General features: G+C 73.3%; 17 protein-coding genes. 10 read left to right on the top strand and 7 right to left on the bottom strand.

Annotation, left to right across the window (positions count from 1 at the left end; all coding sequences use genetic code 11):
• The first annotated feature begins 98 nt into the window (after window positions 1-98).
• From ACFZDL_RS07205 to ACFZDL_RS07165, 9 genes are all read left to right on the top strand, one after another.
• Window positions 99-1,649 (top strand): hypothetical protein, encoded by a 1,551-nt coding sequence (locus ACFZDL_RS07205; RefSeq protein ID WP_391190599.1) that lies wholly within the window; start codon window positions 99-101, stop codon window positions 1,647-1,649.
• A gap of 25 nt (window positions 1,650-1,674) precedes the next feature.
• On the top strand, window positions 1,675-2,112 hold the full coding sequence (locus ACFZDL_RS07200) for a phage tail protein (protein ID WP_353596759.1): 438 nt from the start codon (window positions 1,675-1,677) through the stop codon (window positions 2,110-2,112).
• Window positions 2,109-2,912, top strand: a complete 804-nt coding sequence (locus ACFZDL_RS07195; protein WP_353596760.1) for a peptidase M23 — start codon at window positions 2,109-2,111, stop codon at window positions 2,910-2,912. The genes ACFZDL_RS07200 and ACFZDL_RS07195 overlap by 4 nt, the downstream gene beginning before the upstream one ends.
• A gap of 7 nt (window positions 2,913-2,919) precedes the next feature.
• Entirely contained in the window at window positions 2,920-4,851 is a 1,932-nt protein-coding gene (locus ACFZDL_RS07190) for a VgrG-related protein (protein ID WP_353596761.1), read from the top strand.
• 88 nt (window positions 4,852-4,939) lie between these two features.
• Window positions 4,940-5,212: a PAAR domain-containing protein gene (locus ACFZDL_RS07185; RefSeq protein ID WP_353596762.1), complete on the top strand. Its 273-nt coding sequence runs from the start codon at window positions 4,940-4,942 to the stop codon at window positions 5,210-5,212.
• Between the two features lie 6 nt (window positions 5,213-5,218).
• Window positions 5,219-5,626, top strand: coding sequence for a GPW/gp25 family protein (locus tag ACFZDL_RS07180; RefSeq protein WP_353596763.1), 408 nt, complete (start codon window positions 5,219-5,221; stop codon window positions 5,624-5,626).
• A 16-nt stretch (window positions 5,627-5,642) separates the two neighbouring features.
• A complete protein-coding gene (locus ACFZDL_RS07175; RefSeq protein WP_353596764.1) occupies window positions 5,643-7,664 on the top strand; it encodes a putative baseplate assembly protein in 2,022 nt (673 codons plus the stop codon).
• Window positions 7,665-8,225, top strand: coding sequence for a phage tail protein (locus tag ACFZDL_RS07170; RefSeq protein WP_353596765.1), 561 nt, complete (start codon window positions 7,665-7,667; stop codon window positions 8,223-8,225).
• Window positions 8,222-9,202, top strand: coding sequence for an NADase-type glycan-binding domain-containing protein (locus ACFZDL_RS07165; RefSeq protein ID WP_391190595.1), 981 nt, complete (start codon window positions 8,222-8,224; stop codon window positions 9,200-9,202). Before ACFZDL_RS07170 ends, ACFZDL_RS07165 begins: the two co-directional genes overlap by 4 nt.
• An 18-nt stretch (window positions 9,203-9,220) precedes the next feature.
• Here the strand turns inward: ACFZDL_RS07165 and ACFZDL_RS07160 are convergent, their stop codons facing one another.
• Entirely contained in the window at window positions 9,221-9,766 is a 546-nt protein-coding gene (locus ACFZDL_RS07160; protein ID WP_353593289.1) for a tyrosine-type recombinase/integrase, read from the bottom strand.
• A gap of 153 nt (window positions 9,767-9,919) precedes the next feature.
• On the opposite strand from ACFZDL_RS07160, the gene ACFZDL_RS07155 reads away from it, so the two are divergent.
• Window positions 9,920-10,423 carry a metallophosphoesterase gene (locus ACFZDL_RS07155; RefSeq protein ID WP_353593288.1) on the top strand — a complete coding sequence of 168 codons (504 nt, stop codon included), beginning with the start codon at window positions 9,920-9,922 and terminating at the stop codon, window positions 10,421-10,423.
• 46 nt (window positions 10,424-10,469) lie between these two features.
• Here ACFZDL_RS07155 and ACFZDL_RS07150 read toward each other — a convergent pair whose 3' ends face one another.
• The 6 genes from ACFZDL_RS07150 to ACFZDL_RS07125 all read right to left on the bottom strand — a co-directional run bounded on the left by ACFZDL_RS07150 (window position 10,470) and on the right by ACFZDL_RS07125 (window position 18,043).
• The gene (locus ACFZDL_RS07150; RefSeq protein WP_353593287.1) at window positions 10,470-12,434 is read right to left on the bottom strand and encodes an amino acid transporter; all 1,965 of its coding nucleotides are present in this window, start codon (window positions 12,432-12,434) and stop codon (window positions 10,470-10,472) included.
• A 59-nt stretch (window positions 12,435-12,493) separates the two neighbouring features.
• Entirely contained in the window at window positions 12,494-12,907 is a 414-nt protein-coding gene (locus ACFZDL_RS07145; RefSeq protein ID WP_353593286.1) for a hypothetical protein, read from the bottom strand.
• A gap of 112 nt (window positions 12,908-13,019) precedes the next feature.
• On the bottom strand, window positions 13,020-15,011 hold the full coding sequence (locus ACFZDL_RS07140) for a DUF2264 domain-containing protein (protein WP_353593285.1): 1,992 nt from the start codon (window positions 15,009-15,011) through the stop codon (window positions 13,020-13,022).
• 151 nt (window positions 15,012-15,162) lie between these two features.
• Window positions 15,163-16,143 (bottom strand): hydroxyacid dehydrogenase, encoded by a 981-nt coding sequence (locus ACFZDL_RS07135; protein ID WP_353593306.1) that lies wholly within the window; start codon window positions 16,141-16,143, stop codon window positions 15,163-15,165.
• 35 nt (window positions 16,144-16,178) lie between these two features.
• On the bottom strand, window positions 16,179-17,096 hold the full coding sequence (locus tag ACFZDL_RS07130) for a carbohydrate ABC transporter permease (RefSeq protein WP_353593284.1): 918 nt from the start codon (window positions 17,094-17,096) through the stop codon (window positions 16,179-16,181).
• Complete coding sequence (locus ACFZDL_RS07125) at window positions 17,093-18,043, bottom strand: sugar ABC transporter permease (protein WP_353593283.1); 951 nt, start codon at window positions 18,041-18,043, stop codon at window positions 17,093-17,095. Before ACFZDL_RS07125 ends, ACFZDL_RS07130 begins: the two co-directional genes overlap by 4 nt.
• Window positions 18,044-18,149: the final 106 nt, after the last annotated feature.

Here is an 18,149-nt window from a genome sequence, read left to right as displayed (position 1 = left end):
AGCAGGGTCCGGCCGCGTCAGCCACGCCGGCCACACCTGACATGCCGGCCGCCCCGGCCGTACCGGGGTGGCTTGAGCTGCCCGCCCTGCAACGTACTGTGACTCAGCCCGAGTTGGTGACCGACCCCGGCGGATTTAGCGGCTCGCTGGACACGTGGCGGGACGCGTCCTTCCTGACACCGCTGGGCCACCTCGTCAGCCCCGAGGCACCGTCCGGCCTGGCGCATGGCATCGCCACGCCGGGGACATCCCAGGCACCGGACGCTGACACCACGGTCGGCGGACCCGAGACGCCGATGGTGAGCCGAGTGTTCGACGCGCCCCGGAGCGGCGGCGACGCACAGCCGTCCGGAACCCCCGCCGTGGCCTTGCAGCGGGTCGCGGACTCGGGCGCCGTGGAGCCGCTGATCTCCGCTCACGCTCCCGCCATGCGGATACGTCAACTGCCCACGCTGCCCGTGGCACCCGCGCAGGGGGCCGTCCCGCATACGGAAACCACTCCGCCCTCCCTCCAGCGGCGCTCCGCGGCGCCCACGCCTCCCCGGCCGCACACCGTCGGTCTCGGCGAGCCGCTGGCCGGGCTGCCGCCCACCGCGCAGCGCACACCCGCCGCGAGCACCGGCGCCGTACCGCTGGACCAGCCCGGCAGCGGTGCGGCGGAGGCGGAGGCGGAGCAGACGGCGGTGGCCAGGCCACTGCTCGGCGACGATCCGCTGGAGGTCCGTACGGCCGACAGCGGGCCGGTGCCGCCCGCGCCGACGCCCGCCGCGCCCCGGCCCGGACCCCCGGCTTCGGCCGAGCCCGCGTCCGCCGCCGTACCCGCGTCCGTGCCCTCGCCCTCCGCCGCGCACCGGCCACCGGTGCCGATCCAGCGGGCCTCGGCGGCCGGGTCCCCGGTGGCGGAGGGGCCGCCCGCATTGGCCGTGGGCCCGGTGGTGCCGCTGGTCGCGCAGCGGTCGGTGCCCCTTTTCTCGGGGGTGCGGCCGCCGTCGACCGACGGCTCGTCGAGAGTTTCCCCCGCCGCCGGGCCTCCGGTCGTACCGGTGCGGTGGTCCGATCCGTACAGCGGTCCGTACAGCGGCCCCAGCGACGGGCCGAACGATCCGCCGGGCGCCACGAGTCTCGGCACAGGAGCCGCGGCGGAAAGGGCGGTTGGCGCCTCAGGAGTGCCCTCGGCTCAGCGGTCCGTCGTATCGGCGGCCCCGCCCCCGCCCCCGTCCCCGTCTGTCTCCCGCTCCGCAGCAGGTGTCACGGCCGGGCCGGCGACGCCCTCGGGCGGGCGGCTGGTGGATGCCGGGGCGGTGGCGGTTGCCGCGGGGGTGGCGCGGCGTATGGCCGATGGGTCGGTGGTGTTCCAGCCCCCGCCGCCCTCTTCGCCGGTTCCCGCCCCCGTCCAGCGCGACGTCGAAACCGCCGAGCCCGCGACCCCGGAGCCCGCCCCGGAGCCCCCGCCCGAGCCGCCGGAAGGCTCCGAGGCGACCGCTCCTGCGGCCACCGCCCCACCCCCCGGAAGCGAGGGCGGAGGCGGGCCGCCGAAGGTCGACGACGAGCTGGTCCGGGCGCTGTTCGCACCGCTCAGCCGACTGCTCAAGGCGGAGCTGCGGCTGGAGCGCGAACGGGCCGGTTTTCTGATCAACACCAGGCACTGACAAGTGCGGAGAGAGGGGAGACGGCGTGGCCGTTACCGATGACCCGGCGGTCAGCGTCTGCTTCGTCGTCACCGTCGACGGCATCGAGCTCGGCTCGTTCAACACCTGCGAGGGCCTGGGCTGTGAAGTGGTGCTGGAACAGCGTGAGGAGGGCGGCAACAACTTCCACCTGTGGCAGCTGCCGACCCGGCTGAAGTACCCCAACATCAAGCTGTCCCGGCCGCTGACCCGCGACACCGAGAAGGTGGCCAAGTGGTTCGCGAGCATGACCACCGGCATTCGCCGCAGGACCGCGCATATCGAGGCGCGCACGGGCGACGGCCGCAAGGTGGCCCAGTGGGGGCTGCTGGAGGTCGTGCCGGTGCGCTGGACCGGGCCCTCGTTCAACCCGGAGTCCCCGAAAGTGGCCATCGAGACCATTGAGATCGCGCACCACGGTTATGTCATGGAGCCGGGGTCATGAGTTCACCCGTGGCGTTCAGCGCGGCGGGCGGGGCCGCCGCGGCCAAGGGGGGCGGCGGGGCGCGGCCCAAGCTGGAACACGCGTACCTGGAGCTGCGCACCCCGCCACCCGGCGGCGGTCTGACCCCGGGCGGCCCCTGCGGACGTATCGACTTCCAGTTCAACCCCAAGGAGCTGAGCCTGACCAAGGCGGCGGCGTGGAAACGCAGCCCCGCCAAGGGTGCGAGGAGCGCGGGCCCACCGGAGTACCAGGGGCCGCAGCCCAGCAAGCTGACGGTCGAGATGTTCTTCGACGCGAGCGACACCCAGGACACCAGCGTCGTGACCTCCGTGGAGCAGCTGTTCACCTGCTGCGTACCGACCAGTGAGACCCGGCAGCAGCAGCGCTCCTCGCCGCCGTGGGTGGTGTTCCACTGGGGCGGGCTGACCGGCTTTCCCGGCTATGTGAGCCAAGTGCAGGCGAAGTACACGCTGTTCACCACCTCCGGTGTGCCGATCCGGGCGGTGTGCCAGGTGACGATGGAGGAGATCACCGGGGACACCCCGGGCCAGAACCCGACCTCGGGCGCCCTGCACGCCCGCCGGGTGCACCGTGTGCGGGCCGGTGACACGCTGCCGCTGCTGGCGTGGCGGGAGTACGGCGATCCGGCCGCCTGGCGGGTGATCGCGGAGGCGAACGGGATCGACGATCCGATGCGCCTGGCAGGCGGCCGTGAGCTGCTGCTCCCCGCCCTCGATGAGCTGGATCGTCTCGAAGCCACGGCCCACGGCCACGGCGTGAACCACGACAGGGGACGGTGAGGCCCGCATGGTCAACCAGAGTGTGGCGAAGGCCCTCGTCGTGGAGTTCGGCGGCCGTCCACTCCCGCCCGCCCTCGCCAACACCCTGGTCGAGGGGTACGTGGACGACAGCCGCACCCTGCCCGATCTGTTCGTGCTGCGCTTCCGCGACCCCGGCCGGACGCTGCTGGAGCAGGCGGGGCTGACCATCGGCACCGAGGTACGGCTGCTGGCCGGCGCGGGCGGCGGGCCGTCCCCGCGCCCGCTGCTGTCGGGAAACGTCACCGCGCTGGAGGTCGAGATCGACGACACCGGCACCTTCACCGTGGTCCGCGGCCTTGACGAGTCGCACCGCCTCTTCCGCGGCCGCCGGGTCGCGAGCTACCAGAACATGACGCTGTCCGACATCTGCACCAGCGTCGCCCGGCGGGCCGGGCTGCGCCCGGGGAAGATGGACGTCACCGGGCCGGTGCTGGAGCATGTGGCGCAGCCCAACATCAGCGACTGGGAGTTCGTCCGCGCCCTGGCCGAGGAGGCGGGCGCGCAGGCGTATGTGACGGACGGCCGGCTGCACATCGCCAAGCCGACCGAGGCGGGCGGCGCCCCGGATGTGTCGGCGCGCGCCGCCCGCGATCCGCTGGTGCTGGAGATGGGCGACAATCTGCTGCGCTGCCGGGCCGGAGTGTCCGCCGCCGAGCAGGTGTCCACGGTGGAGGTGCGGGGCTGGGACGTACGGGCCAAACAGCCGCTGGTGGGACGGGCCGACGCGGGGACGGCGGCGACGCTTGACCTGGGCCTGACGGCGGCGGAGGTGGCACGGCCCTTCGGCGAGGCGAGTTTCGTGGTCTCCGACGCCCCGTACGGCAGCCAGGCGCAGGTGGACCAGGCGGCCCGGGCGCTGGCGGCGCGGATCGCGGGGTCGTTCGCCGAGCTGGAGGCGGTGATCCGGGGCAATCCCGAGGTGCGGGCGGGCGGCGCGGTCACGCTGGCCGGGGTGGGCAAGCCCTTCGAGGGCCGCTATACGGTCACCTCCTCGCGGCACGTCTTCGACCCGGTGCGCGGTTACGAGACCTGGGTGACGGTCTCCGGGCAGCAGGAGCGTTCGCTGTTCGGGCTGACGGGCGGCGGCTCCGGCGGGGGTACGGACGCCGGCGCGCGGTGTTCGGGGCTGGCCAACGGCACGGTCACCGACACCAAGGACCCGGAAGGTCTGGGCCGGGTCAAGGTGCGTTTCCCGTGGCTGTCGGACGAATACGCCAGCGACTGGGCGCGGACCGCGCAGGCGGGCGGGACGGCGGGCGGCGAGGCGTTCATCCCCGAGGTGGGCGACGAGGTGCTGATCGGGTTCGAGCAGGGGCATCTGGACCGGCCGTATGTGCTCGCCGGTCTGTACAACGGCAAGGACAAGCCGGGGCAGGGGCAGGGCGGCCAGGGGCAGCCGCCGGGCCTCGGCCCCGTCCAGGCGCAGGGCCAGGGCCAGGGCGACGGGCAGGACGCGGAGACGGTCGACCCCACCAGCGGGGCGGTCAACAAACGCGCCTTCGGCTCGCGCGGTGGCAACAAGCTGGAGTTGCTCGACGCCGCGAACGGCCCGCAGGGGGTGCGGCTGGTCACGGGCGACGGCAAACTCAAGATCAACCTCGATCGCAAGGGCACCACCATCGTCGTGCACAGCGACGGCACGGTCGAGATCGAGGCCAAGGAACAGGTCTCCATCAAGGCGGGCAGCGGGGTGACGCTGGAGGCCGGCAAGGGCCCGCTCGAACTGGGCGGCGACTCGGTCAACCTGACGGCCCGCAACGGAGTGCGGGTGGACGGCGGCAACGGCCAGGTGAAGCTGTCCACCGGCGGCACGGTGGAGGTGCAGGGCGGCCAGGTGGCGGTGGGCAGCACCAACCGCACCGAGATCAAGGGCGGCAACTCCCTGTCGGTCAACGCACCCCTGGTGCGGATCAACTGACCACCGAGAACAGCGACCGGACACAGCACACCAGCACACCAGCACACCAGCACACCCGAACGGACCAGGACAGTCAGGGGGCACGCACATGCCAGCAGCCGCACGCGTCGGCGATCCCACCGCCCACCCCGGGACGGTGGGCCCGCCCGGCGAGCCCACCGTGCTCATCGGCGGCCGGCCCGCGGCCACCGTGGGCACCCCCCACCAGTGCGGTTCGCCCGCCCATCCGCCGTCCCGGATCGAGCCGCCCGGCAGCTCCACCGTCCTGATCGGCGGGCAGCCCGCGGCCCGCGTGGGCGACACGGCGGGCTGCGGCTCCCCGATCACCACCGGGTGCCCGAGCGTACAGATCGGCGGGTGACCGGGCATGGGCCGCCAGTTCATCGGCGCGGGCTGGGCGTTCCCGCCCCGCACGGACGCCACCGGAAGCATCGCGCTGGTCAGGGACGAGCGGGAGATCGAGGAGTCGATCCGGCTGATCCTGGCCACCTCCCCCGGTGAGCGCCCGATGCGGCCGGAGTTCGGCTGCGCGCTGGGCGACTACGTGTTCGCGCCGGCCGACGCCGGTACGGCAGGACAGCTGGCCTACGAGGTGCGGCTGGCCCTGGAGCGGTGGGAACCGCGCATCGAGGTGGCGGAGGTCGCCGTCCGGTTCGACGAGGCGGACCAGGGGGTGCTGTACATCGACATCAGTTACGCGGTGCGCGGCGCCAACGACCCCCGCAACCTGGTGTTCCCGTTCTATGTGATCCCGCACGGCGAGGAGGGCACATGACCGGCGAGGAGGGCCTATGACGCTCCCCAGCCCCAACCTGGACGACCGGCGTTTCCAGGCCCTGGTGGACGAGGCCAAGCGGCTGGTGCAGCAGCGCTGCCCGGAGTGGAGCGACCACAACGTCTCCGACCCCGGAGTCACCCTGATCGAGGCGTTCGCCACCATGGTCGACCAGCTCGTCTACCGGCTGAACCGGGTACCGGACAAGCACTACCTGGCCTTCCTCGATCTGATCGGGGTGCGGCTGTACCCGCCCACGGCGGCGCGCGCCGACGCCACCTTCTGGCTCTCCGCACCGCAGCCGGAGCCGGTGCGTGTCAGGGCCGGGACGGAGATCGCCACCGTGCGCACCGAGACCGAGGACGCGGTGGTCTTCACCACCAGCCGGGATCTTTCGGTGGTGCCGTGCGAGCTCACCCACCTCGCCACCTGGCCCGCCTCCGGCGACGCCGCGGACCGCTCGGAGGAGCTGGCGCTGGGCCGCGATGTGCCGTGCTTCGGCCCGGCCCCCACTCCCGGGGACAGCCTGTACCTCGGACTGTCCGATCCGGTGCCCGGCTGCGCGGTGGTGCTGCGTCTTGACTGCCGGGTGGACGGGGTGGGCGTCGACCCGCGCCGCCCGCCCCTGCTGTGGGAGGCATGGGACGGCAACGCCTGGGTGGCGTGCGAGGTGGAGAAGGACGACACCGGCGGGTTCAACAAGGCAGGAGAGGTCATCCTGCACCTGCCCGCCACCCACACCGGCTCGGTGGTGGCGCGGCGGTCCGCGGGCTGGCTGCGCTGCCGGCTGCTGCGGGCCGCGCCCGACCAGCCCACCTATGTGGCGTCCCCGACGGTACGCCAGGCCGCCGCGTTCACCATCGGCGGCACGGTGGAGGCCGAGCACTCCGAGAAGGTCGTGGAGGAGACCCTCGGGTTGTCCGAGGGGGTGCCGGGGCAGAGCTTCCAGGTCGCCCGGCCGCCGGTGGTGGCGGGCGATGAGCCGTTCGTGGTCGAGGTGGCGGAGGGCCCCGGCTGGCTGGAGTGGACCCGGGTGGACAGCTTCGCGCACTCCACCGCGTACGACCGGCACATCACCGTGGACCCCAACTCCGGGCAGGTGGACTTCGCCCCGGCGGTCCGGGAGGCCGACGGCACGCTGCGGCTGTTCGGCGCGGTACCGCCCAAGGGGTGTCCGGTACGGGTGCGCGCCTACCGCACCGGCGGCGGGCGGCGCGGCAATGTCTCGCGCGGCGCGCTGCGGGTGCTGCGCAGCTCCCTGCCGTACGTGGCGCGGGTGGAGAACCGGCGGCCGGCGCTGGGCGGGGTGGACGGCGAAACCATGGAGAACGCCCGGGTGCGCGGGCCGATGACACTGCGCACCCTGCACCGGGCCGTGGTGCCGCACGACTACGAACAGCTCGCCCGCGAGTTCGCGCCGGACGCCGCCCGGGTGGCCTGCATACCCGCGGGCGAGGACCGGTCCGGGGGCGGTGGAGACGGACACGGGAACGGCACCGGGACACAGGCGGGCGGGACAGAGACAGGCGGGGCACAGACAGGCGGGGTACGGCTGCTGGTGGTGCCTGCGGGCGGCGACGACGAGCAGGGCCGCATCCGGTTCGAGGACCTGATCCCACCGCCGGCCACCCTGGCCAGGCTGGCCGCGCATCTGGAGGAGCGGCGCCCGATCGGGGCCCGGCTGTCCGTCGAACCGCCCTACTACCAGGGCGTCACCGTGGTCGCCACCGTATCGCCGAGCCGCTGGAGCGCCGCCGAACGGCTGCGCGACGCGGCCCTGACCGCGCTGTACGGCTACTTCAACCCGCTCACCGGCGGCCCCGACGGGCAGGGCTGGCCGTTCGGGCGGCCGGTCCACTCCGGTGAGGTGTTCGCGGTGCTCCAGCAGGTGCCCGGGGTCGATCTGGTCGAGGACGTACGGCTGTTCCCCGCCGACCCGGTGACGGGGCGGCGCGGCGATGCGACCAACAAGATCGAACTCGACCGGCACGCGCTGGTGTTCAGTTATGAGCACCAGCTCCGGGTACGGGAGGCCTGAGTGCGCGGACCACTTCCCGGGCTGCCCACGGCCCATCCCCTGCTCCATCAGCTGCCGGCGGTCTATCACGGCCAGGAATTCCTCGAACGCTTCCTGAGCGCCCTGGACGAGGTGCTGGCGCCGGTGCTGCTCACGCTCGACAACCTGCCCGCGCATCTGCAGCCGCGCACCGCCCCCGAGGACCTGCTGGCCTGGCTGGCGCAGTGGGTGGCGGTGGAGGTGGACCAGGAGCGCCCGGTCAATCAGCGCCGGGCGGTGGTGGCCACGGCCGTGACCCGTCACCGTCAGCGGGGCACCCGGCAGGGGCTGGCGGCGGCGGTACGGGTGGAGACCGGCATCGAACCGGAGATCAGCGAGAGCGGCGGCACCTCGTGGTCCTCGGAGCCGGGGGCGGCGCTGCCCGGTTCCGCCCGGCCGTGGGTGACGGTACGGCTGCGGGTGCCCGATCCGGAGAGGTTCGACCGGGCGCGGGTGGAGAAGCTGGTCGCGGCGGAGGTTCCGGCGCACGTCCCGTACCGGGTGGAGATCGTGTCCGCGGCGGAGGGGGCTGGTCCGTCATGACCTGCCCCGAGTGCGGACATCGCAATGCGGCGGGGGCGCGGTTCTGCGTGTCGTGCCAGGGATTCCTGGAGTGGGAGCGGGAGGGGGCGGCGCCGGAGCCGACCGCCGCCCCTCGGCGCCCCGGAGACCCGCTGGACGGCGCGCCCGACCCGGGCCCGGACCACCACCGCCCGGCCGCCCCGGCCGCCCCGGCCGCCCCGGCCACACCGCCGGTGCCGCCCCGCCCGGACGCCGCACCGCGCCGACCGTGCCCGCGGTGCCGGGCGGAGACCCCGTACGACCGCAGGCTGTGCGTACGCTGCGGCGCGCTGCTCGACGTCGCGTCCGCGCCCGACGCGAACCGCCCGCTCCCCTGGTGGCGGCGGATCTTCCGGCGCGGGGCCCAGCGCCCGCTGACGGCCGGGAGCCGGCCGAGGCTCAGGAGCCGGCCGCGGCCCCGGCTGATGCTGCCGGTCGTGCTGATCGTCCTGGCCGCGGCGGCCTGGTTCGGCCGCGGGCAGCTCTCGGAGGTGTTCACCTTCACCAAGGACCGGACCAGCGATCCCAAACCGCTGCACGCCGATCAGTTCCGCGGCTCCACCCAGGCACCGGGGCATCCGGCCCGTGCGGCCTTCGACGGCTACAACAACCGGTACTGGGCGCCCGCCACCGGCGGCCCCGCCGACGGCCAGTATCTGGAGGCCGACTTCGACCAGCCGGTACGGCTGCGGAAACTGCTGATCACCCCCGGGAGCTCGGCGAAGGAGGCCGAGTTCCTGACCCAGGCGCGGCCCTCGGAGCTCGCCGTCACGCTGGTCTCCTCCGGCGGGGAGCGGAGCACCAGGACCGTCAGGCTGAACGACAAGCCCGGTCAGCAGACCTTCGACGTCGCGGGGACGGAGGTCACACGGGTGCGGCTGACGGTCGGCGGCGCGTACGGGGTCCGGTCGGATCGCCGGGTGGCCATCGCCGAGGTGGAGTTCTTCGGCCGGCGGTGACGCTCGGCGCCGGCCGGCTCAGCCCGCGGACCAGACGCGGCGCAGCTGTTCGAAGCGGGTGGGCAGCGGGGGGCGCCGGGCGGCGTAGGCGGCGTTGGTGCGGTGGACGAAGCGCCGCCAGGAGAGCACCAGGCCCTGGCGGGTGATGGGCAGCCCGGCGGCGACGGTGACCCCGTTGTCATGGGTGTGGTGCACCGTCAGCAGCAACGCCCTCGGCACCGTCCCCTCCAGCTCCGCGCACAGCTCCTGACGCACCCGCAGCCACCGCCGCACCACCATGACCGTGCCCGGGTCCAGGCCGTGCCGGCGCGGGACGCGGTGCTTGCCGTGCTCGATGGTCACCCAGCCCGCGTCCAGGTCCAGCGCGTCGGTGGTGCAGCGCAGCAGGTCCCCGTACCGGGCGCCGGTGGCGCGGGCCAGCCCGACCACCACGGCCAGCCGCACCGTCTCCGCCCGCGTGCCCTGCTCCATCGCCTGCACCGACAGCAGCCGCCACACCCACTCCGCCTCGGCGGCCGACACCACCGGCCGCGGATACCGGTTGTCCGCCGCTTCCCCCGCCATGTACGCCCGCCTCTCCGACCCCGGTCCGGGCCGCTTGGCACACTATTTCTCAAACCGTACTTCCCCTCCGGGGCGGCGGATATTCCCCCTGGCCGCGGTGCGCCGCGTCCGGGACGGCGGCGCGGTGGCGCGGTGGCGCGGTACGGTCGCCGCGTGCTGTTGCTGCTGATGTCCGACACCCATGTCCCGCTGCGCGCCAAGCGGCTTCCCGAGGAGTTGCTGGCGCACGTGGCGCGCGCCGATGTGGTGATCCACGCCGGGGACTGGGTGGACACCGCCACCCTCGACCTGCTCGAGGCCCGCTCCCGGCGGCTGATCGGGGTGTACGGCAACAACGACGGCCCGCCGCTGCGGGCGCGGCTGCCGGAGGTGGCGTACGCGGAGCTGGACGGGGTGCGCTTCGGGGTCGTGCACGAGACCGGGGCGGCGCGGGGCCGGGAGGCGCGCTGCGCCGCGCGCTTCCCCGGTCTTGACGTGCTGGTGTTCGGCCACAGCCACATCCCGTGGGACTCGGTGGCCGAGGACCGGCTGCGGCTGCTGAACCCCGGCTCCCCCACCGACCGGCGCCGGCAACCCCACTGCACCTATATGACGGCCGAGGTGTCGGCGGGACGGCTGACCGGCGTGGAGCTGCACCGGCTGCCGCCCCGCCGCTGACGCGCGGGGAACCGCGGCCACTCAGCCCACATGCGCATGCGGGCGCTCAGCCGACGTGCACATGCGGCCGCCGGGCGCGGTCCGGCTCGGCCTCGCGCAGCACCTCGCGGGTGACGGGCGCGACCTCCCCCTGTCCGAAGAGGAAGAACCGCAGGAAGTGGGCGATGGGGTTGCCCTCGGTCCACTCGAAGTAGATGTGCGGCCGCTGGCCCGTCAGATCCCGTACGTGCAGCAGCATCCCGGCCAGCGCGTTGGGGATGGAGGAGCTGACCACCGTCAGCACCCGGTAGCGGCCGTGCAGCACCTCCCCGCACACCCGCAGCTCCGCCTCGAACTCCGACGGGTCCGAGACGGTGACCTCGACGAAGATGAGGTCCTCCTCGGCCGGCAGGTCGTTGTCGTCCCGGATCTGGCGGAGCTTGTCGCGGTACTCGGCCACGTCGCGGCGGTCCGGCTCGTTCGCGATGAACCGGATGGTGCGGTGGGCCATGTCGCGGACGAACCGGTCGGCCATGGGGTCGAGCTCCACCTCGGTGACGCGCAGTTCGAAGGCGCGGGCGACCCGGGACATCAGGGAGAGCCCGATGATGCCGGCGATGAAGCAGGCGCCGATCTTCACACCGTCGGGCCGCTCCACGACGTTCGCCGCCGTGGTGTACACGAAGACCGCCGCGATGGCGGCGAAGACGGCGGTCCAGCGGCGCTGCCGGGCCTTGCGGGCGGCGATGGTGACGGCGATGGCGGCGGAGGAGATGAGCACCAGCACCCCGGTGGCGTACGCGCCGCCCTGCGCGTCGACATCGGCGTCGAAGATCCAGGTCACCAGGAAGGCGATCAGGGTGAAGACCAGCACCATGGGCCGCACCGCGCGCGCCCAGTGCGGCGCCATGCCGTACCGCGGCAGATAGCGGGGCATCAGGTTGAGCAGCCCGGCCATGGCCGAGGCGCCGGCGAACCAGAGGATGACGATGGTGGAGACGTCGTAGACGCTGCCGAAGCCGTTGCCCAGGTGCTCATGGGCCAGATAGGCGAGGGCGCGGCCGTTGGCGGCCCCGCCGGGCTCGAACTCCCGCTGCGGGATCAGCAGGGTGGTGATGAAGCTGGTGGCGATCAGGAAGACGCTCATGATCAGCGCGGCCGTGGTGAGCAGCTTCTTGGTCCTGTGGATCCGCCCGGCCGGCCGCTCCTCGGTGTCGCCCGGGTCCCCTTCGACATGCGGCATGACGGCCACGCCGGTCTCGAAGCCGGACAGGCCCAGCGCCAGCTTGGGGAAGATGATCAGCGCGATCCCGATCATCAGCAGCGGGTTGCCGTGCTCGGTGGTCAGCGCCCGGGTCCAGTCGGAGACCACGTGGGGCTCGGCGACCACCTGTTCCAGGCCCACCACCACGACGATCAGGTTCAGCGCCAGATAGATGCCGACCAGCACCACCGCCAGCCCGATGGCCTCCGTGAAGCCCTTGAGGAACACCGCGCCGAGCAGGGCGATCAGCGCCAGCGTGACGGGCACCTCGTGGCCGTGCAGGGCGCCGCCGACATTGGGGTTCTCGACGAGGTGGGCGGTGGCGTCGGCCGCCGAGAGGGTGATGGTGATCAGGAAGTCGGTCGCCGCGAACCCCAGCAGCACCAGGACGAACAGCTTGCCCTGCCAGAACGACAGCAGCCGCTCCAGCATCGCGATCGAGCCCTGGCCGTGCGGGCTCTCCTCGGCCACCCGCCGGTACACCGGCAGCGCGCCGGCGACGGTGACCAGCACGAGCACCAGCGTGGCCACCGGGGAGAGCACGCCCGCCGCCAGGGCGGCGATGCCCGGCTGGTAGCCCAGGGTGGAGAAGTAGTCCACACCGGTCAGACACATGACCTTCCACCAGGGCCGCCCCGGGTGTTGCACCTCGGCGTACGGGCCCGGCTGCTGTTTGGCGATGTCGGCCAGGCCCTCGAGCATCCAGGTGCGCAGACGCCCCCGCATCCCTCCCCCGGCGCCGGGGCCCGCAGGGGCGGAGCTGGCCATCACGTGCGTACTCCTGTCGAACCGTTGGGTCGAACCGGCCGCTTCGGCAGACGGCCAGGTCAGCGTACGCAACGGTCGGGTCGGAGCCGGTCATGGCACACCGCGCGCGGCCGGGTGCGGCGGCCGTACCACCCGAAGGCGAACCGAGCCGCGAAGAGGCTCACCCACCCACGAGCGCTCGCAGGGTCGCCGCCTCCCCCGGCAGGAGCGCGGCGGTGCGCCGGGTGTCCCGGGCGATCCGCCGACGCTGTTCGGGCGGGGTCTCGCGGGTGCCGGTGGCCCCCGCCCAGATCCGTATCCGCGCCGAGCAGCACCGCCGAGCGCAGGACCGCGTCGAACTCCTCCGGGTCGCTCACCCCGGCGCGGTAGTACGAGCCGTACGACGCGACCGCGAGGCCCGCCTCCTCGGTGGCCTCGCGCACCCGGCGGGCGGCCCGCTCGTCCCGGCGGGCACATGGCGGTCCGCGCCCCACTCCACGCACGTGAGGCCAGCCCCGGCCACGGCGGCGATCACCTGGTCCGGGTCCGGATGGCGGAAGGTGACGGAGCACAGGCCCAGGCGGGTGGTGGCCTTGGGGCCGCCGGTCACGCGGTCGTCCCCGTCACCCGTGGCGCGTCCCCGTCCCGGCCGCCGAAGTCCACCACGGTGCTGCTCCCGTCGGGCCAGCGGACCGTGAGGGTCCATCCGCTCACCTCGGCGGTGGCGAGCCCGGCCAGGGGCGGGGCGTCGGGGTCGCCGCTGAGCGAGGCGAGCGCGGCGAAGACGGTGCCGGACTCCTCCTCGCCGACGGTGCCGGTGAGTTCGGGGACCAGGGCCCAGGGTCCGTACGCGGTGCCCTGCGGGGCCCTGCGCACCGTCGAGCTCCGCCAGCCGTGCAGGGGCAGCAGCCGGCCGGTGACCCGGGCCCCCGCCACGCAGGCCTCCCCCGCCGGGCCCGCCCCGTCCGCCCGCTCGGCGGCGGTGTCCGGCGGGACGGCGACGGCCCAGCCGCTGTGGTGGACCGCCGTGCCGGCGGGCACGTTCACCGTGCGGTGCACCCGCAGCTCCAGCGGGCCGCGGGCCAGGGTCAGGCTGTCGATGCGCGCGGCGGGCAGCACGGGGCCGCCGTCGGGGAAGACCGGGATGTGCGAGGAGGCCAGCCAGTCGGGGCCCGCGGCCAGCGGGGTGATCCGGAGCCGGGAGCTGCGCAGCCCGCGCATCTCGAGGCCGAAGTGGTTGTCGGGGGTGTTGGCGGCGCTGGTCGGGCCGGTGCGGGTGGAGTAGGCGAGGCGCGCGTACAGCGGGTCGCCGGGGGGCCGCTCCGCGTCCCAGGGGCGTAGCTTGAAACTGCCGTGGTTGTGCAGCCGCACCAGCCCGTCGCGGCCGGTGGTCTGCACGAGGAAGCCGGGTGCGGACAGCGCCAGCACCCGGTCGCGCCCCTGGGAGGGGGCCGGTTCCTCCGGAGCGGTCCACACCGGGTGGTCGGGCGGGAGCAGCAGGGCGAGGAACCCCTTGGACGCCCAGTAGGGGGAGCCCGGTCCCGAGTAGCGCTGCAGCGTGGCCTCGTGGGGTCCGTACCAGCCCAGGCTCAGCACCCCGTCCGCGGTGAGCGCGCCGCGGTCGAGGAAGTGGCGCAGCGCCCCGCTGAGCAGGCGCCGGGTGGCTCCCGGGGTCAGCGGGGTGTGGTCGGTGAGGGCGCCGAGCGCGACGGCGGCGCCGGCGGCGAAGCGGTAGGTGAGGGAGCGGCCGTGGTGGATGGGGGCGCCGTCGGCGTCGAAGAGGAGGGAGAACCCTTCGAGGAATTCACGCAGCCGCGGGCCGAGGTGGTCGAGCAGCGCGCGGTCGGCGGCGAGGTGGGCGTGGAGCAGCGGATACAGGTGGAGGGCCCAGCCGTTGTAGTGGTCGAAGGCCCGCCCGTCGCCGTCGGTGTACCAGCCCTGGCCGCGGTACCAGCCCTCCAGTAGGTCGAGGCCGCGCTCGACGGCCCGGGCGGTCTCGGCGTCGCCGCGCCCGACGGACTCCAGGAATCCGGCGACGGTCAGCGGGAAGAGGTACCAGTTGTTGGGGGCGGGGGTGTGGCGCAGCGCGCCGCGCAGCCATTCCTCGGTGCGGTCCCGGGCGGCGGCGGGCAGCCTCTTCCAGGTCCATGGCGCGGTCAGGCGCAGGGCGAGCGCGACGGACGCGGACTCCACCATCGGCTGGCCCTGGATGCCGTGATGGCCGATCAGCGGCCAGGACTCGGCGTCGTCCCGGCCTGGGGTGAGGGTGCCGCGCTCGATGCCCGCGGTGTAGCGGGGCAGGAAGCTGTGCGGGTCGGCTCCGCCGGCGCCCGCGACGCGCAGGGCGGCCAGCAGGAAGGTGCGGGCGAATCCTTCGAGGCCGTCGGAGCGCACTCCGGATCTCGACGGCGGGCCGGGCAGGTCGATCAGGCCGTGGCCGGGGGTGGCGTACCGCAGGGCGGCGCGCAGCATCCCGTCGGCGACGGCCTCCCAGTGGGCGCGGGTCAGCCCGGTGTGGGGGCTGAGGGCGCGGTCGTCGGCGGGGAACGGGAAGGGGAGCGGCACGGTGGGGGTGGTGGGCAGGGTGCGGGTGGGCATGGCGGGGGTGCGTCTCCTACTCGCGTCTGTGCGGGATGGCCCGGTGTCCGGCGTCAGGTGTCAGGGGTCAGGCGGTCGGCCTCCGGCGTCGCGTATCCGGTGGCCGGCCTCATGCGTCACGCGTCGCTCGCCGAGCGTCGCTCATCGCTCGTCACGCCGAGCGGTCGAGGACTTCCGGGCGTACCGGATGGGCGAACGGCCGCCCCTGGGCGTACGCCTCGACCTCGCCGATCGCCAGGTCGGCGAGGCGTCTGAGCTCGCCGCCCTTCGACCCGGCGACATGCGGTGTGATCAGCGCGTGGTCGCAGTCGTGCAGCGGCGAGTCGGCGGGCAGCACCTCCGGTTCGGTGACGTCCAGCACCGCGTACAACCGCCGGGCCCGCACCTCCTCCGTCAGCGCGGTCTGGTCCACGATCGGGGCGCGGGCGGTGTTGATCAGCGTGGAGCCGGTGGGCATGGCCGCCAGCAGTTCGCGGCTGACCAGGCCGCGGGTCCGGGGCAGCAGCGGGGTGTGCACGCTGACCACGTCACTGGTGGCGAACAGGTCGGCCAAGGGGACCAGACGGGCGCCCAGCTCGCGGGCCTCCTCGGCCGTGATGTACGGGTCGTACAGCAGCACGTCGAGGTCGTGCGGGCGCAGCAGTTCGATGACGCGCCGGCCGATGGCGGAGGCGCTGAGGATGCCGACCGTCCTGCGGTAGTTGCCCGCGCCGGGGTACCGCTCGTTCCAGTCGATCCGGCGGCGCTCGGCGCGGTAGTCGCGGGCGATGTCCAGGACGCGTTTGTTGGCGAGCAGGATCATGGCGAGGGTGTACTCGGCGACGGGCACGGCGTTGGCCGCGGCGGCCGAGGAGACCGCGATCCCGCGCTCCCAGCAGGCGTCGGTGATGTGGTGGCGCACGGTCCCGGCGGTGTGCACGATGGCGCGCAGCCGGGGGGCGGCGGTAAGCGCCCGGCGGTCGACGGGCGGGCAGCCCCAGCCGGTGACCAGGAGCTCGGCGGTGGCGAGGGCGTGCCGGGCGGCCGGGGTGGTGAAGTCGTCGAGGACGAGTCCCGGGTCGAGGTCGGTCAGCCGGCCCAGCCGGGCCAGCGCCTCCGCGTCGAGCACCTGGTGCGCGGTCCTGGAGGCCATGGCGAGGACGGCGCGCGGGCGGGGGTGCGGTGGGATCACTTGACGCTCCCTGCGGTGAGGCCGGACTTCCAGTAGCGCTGGAGCAGTACGAAGGCCGCGATGAGCGGGACGACGGCGAGCAGCGAGCCGATGACGACCAGGGGGTAGTACTCGGGCGAGACGGTGGCGGCGCTGTTCCAGGTGTAGAGGCCGAGGCTGAGCGGATACAGGTGCTGGTCGGAGAGCATCACCATGGGGAGGAAGAAATTGTTCCAGATGGCGGTGAGCTGGAAGAGGAAGACGGTGACGAAGCCGGGGCCGAGCATCCTCAGGCTGACCCGGACATAGGTCTGCAGCTCGCCCGCGCCGTCCATCCGGGACGCCTCCAGGACCTCGTTCGGTACATAGCCGCTGCTGAGCAGGCGGGCGAGGTAGACGCCGAAGGGGTTGAAGAGGACCGGGACGAACACCGCCCAGAAGGTGTTGACCATGCCCACGTTGGAGGCCACCAGATAGAGCGGGAGGGCGAGCACGGTCGGCGGCACCATGACCCCGGTGAGGACGAGGCCGAACAGCTTCTCCTTGTGCCGGAACTCGTACTTGTCGAAGGCGTAGCCCGCGGCGACGCTGATGAGCGAGCCGGCCAGGGCGCCGACGACCGCGTACAGCAGGCTGTTGACGTACCACTCGCCGTAGAGTCCGCCGTCCATGGAGAACAGGTCGGAGAGGTTGCGCGCGAAGGAGAAGTCGCCGAGGGAGAAGATGTCGCTGCCGAAGAGGGCGTCGGCGTTCTTGGTGGACGCCATCAGCAGCCACAGCGCGGGCAGCATGGTGTAGAGGGCGGCGATCAGGACCACCGCGTTGGCGATGCCCCGGCTGGTCAGTTTGGAGCGCCCGAACGGCTTGCCGAGCGGTCTGGCCGGCGATCCGGCGGAGGCGTTCACGGCGGTGGTGGTGGGTGTGGTCGTGGTCATCCCACTCTCCGTTCCCGGCGGCCCGACCAGCGCGTCACGGCGTACGACAGCACACAGGTGACGATCAGGAGGATCACGGAGGCCGCGGAGGCGAGTCCGTAGTTGTTGCGGCGGAAGGCCGCGTCGTAGATGTACATGGTGGGGGTGAAGCGGGAGTTGACCATCGGGGTGGCCTGGTTCATCAGCATGGGTTCGGTGAACAGCTGGAGCGCGCCGATCAGGGAGAACATGCACACCAGGACGACGGAGCCGCGCACGATGGGCACCTTGACCTGGAGCGCGGTGCGGATGCCCCCGGCGCCGTCGATGGTCGCCGCCTCGATCACCTCACGGGGCAGCGCCTGGAGCGCGGCATAGAAGATGATCATGTTGTAGCCGAGCCCGCTCCACAGGGCGATGTTGACGATCGACGGCAGCACGGTGTGCAGGCCGAGGAAGTCGATGGTGATGTCGGCCTGGGCGAAGAGTTTGATGACCGGGCTGAGCCCCGGGGTGTAGAGGTACAGCCAGATGACGGCCGCGATGATGCCGGGGACGGCGTGCGGCAGATAGACCAGCATCTGCGCGGTCCGCCGCAGCCGGATGAGGCCCGAGTCGAGCAGCAGGGCGAGCGCGAGCGCGCTGATCACCACGAGGGGTACGAAGATCACGCAGTAGAGGGCGATGGTGCCGAACCCGGAGAGGAAGCTCGGGTCCTGGAGCACCGACAGATAGCTGCGCAGCCCGGTGAAGACGGTGCGCCCACCGCCGAAGCCGAGGCCTTCGTGGTCCTCGGAGAAGAGGCTGAGGTAGATGGCGTAGCCGACGGGGATCAGGAACACGGCGATGAGCAGTGCCGTGAAGGGGGTCAGCAGAACGGTGGCGGCGATCCGCTGCTGGCGCCGTCCGGTTCTGCGGGGCGGGTCGGCGGCGGCCGCCGAGGGCGGTGCCGTCCGTTTCGAGGACATGACTGTGCTCACGGGTTACCTCGGCTTAGGCGGTGTGAGGTGCGGCTCAGGGGTGAGACGGAGGGGTGGCGGGGCTTGAGCGCGCCGGGGCTGAGCGGGAGGGAGG

The sequence above is a fragment of the Streptomyces sp. NPDC007917 genome, assembly GCF_042959105.1.
Classification (GTDB): Bacteria; Actinomycetota; Actinomycetes; order Streptomycetales; family Streptomycetaceae; genus Streptomyces.
Note: the sequence above shows the minus strand (reverse complement) of the source record. Positions and strands in the feature narration are given on the sequence as shown.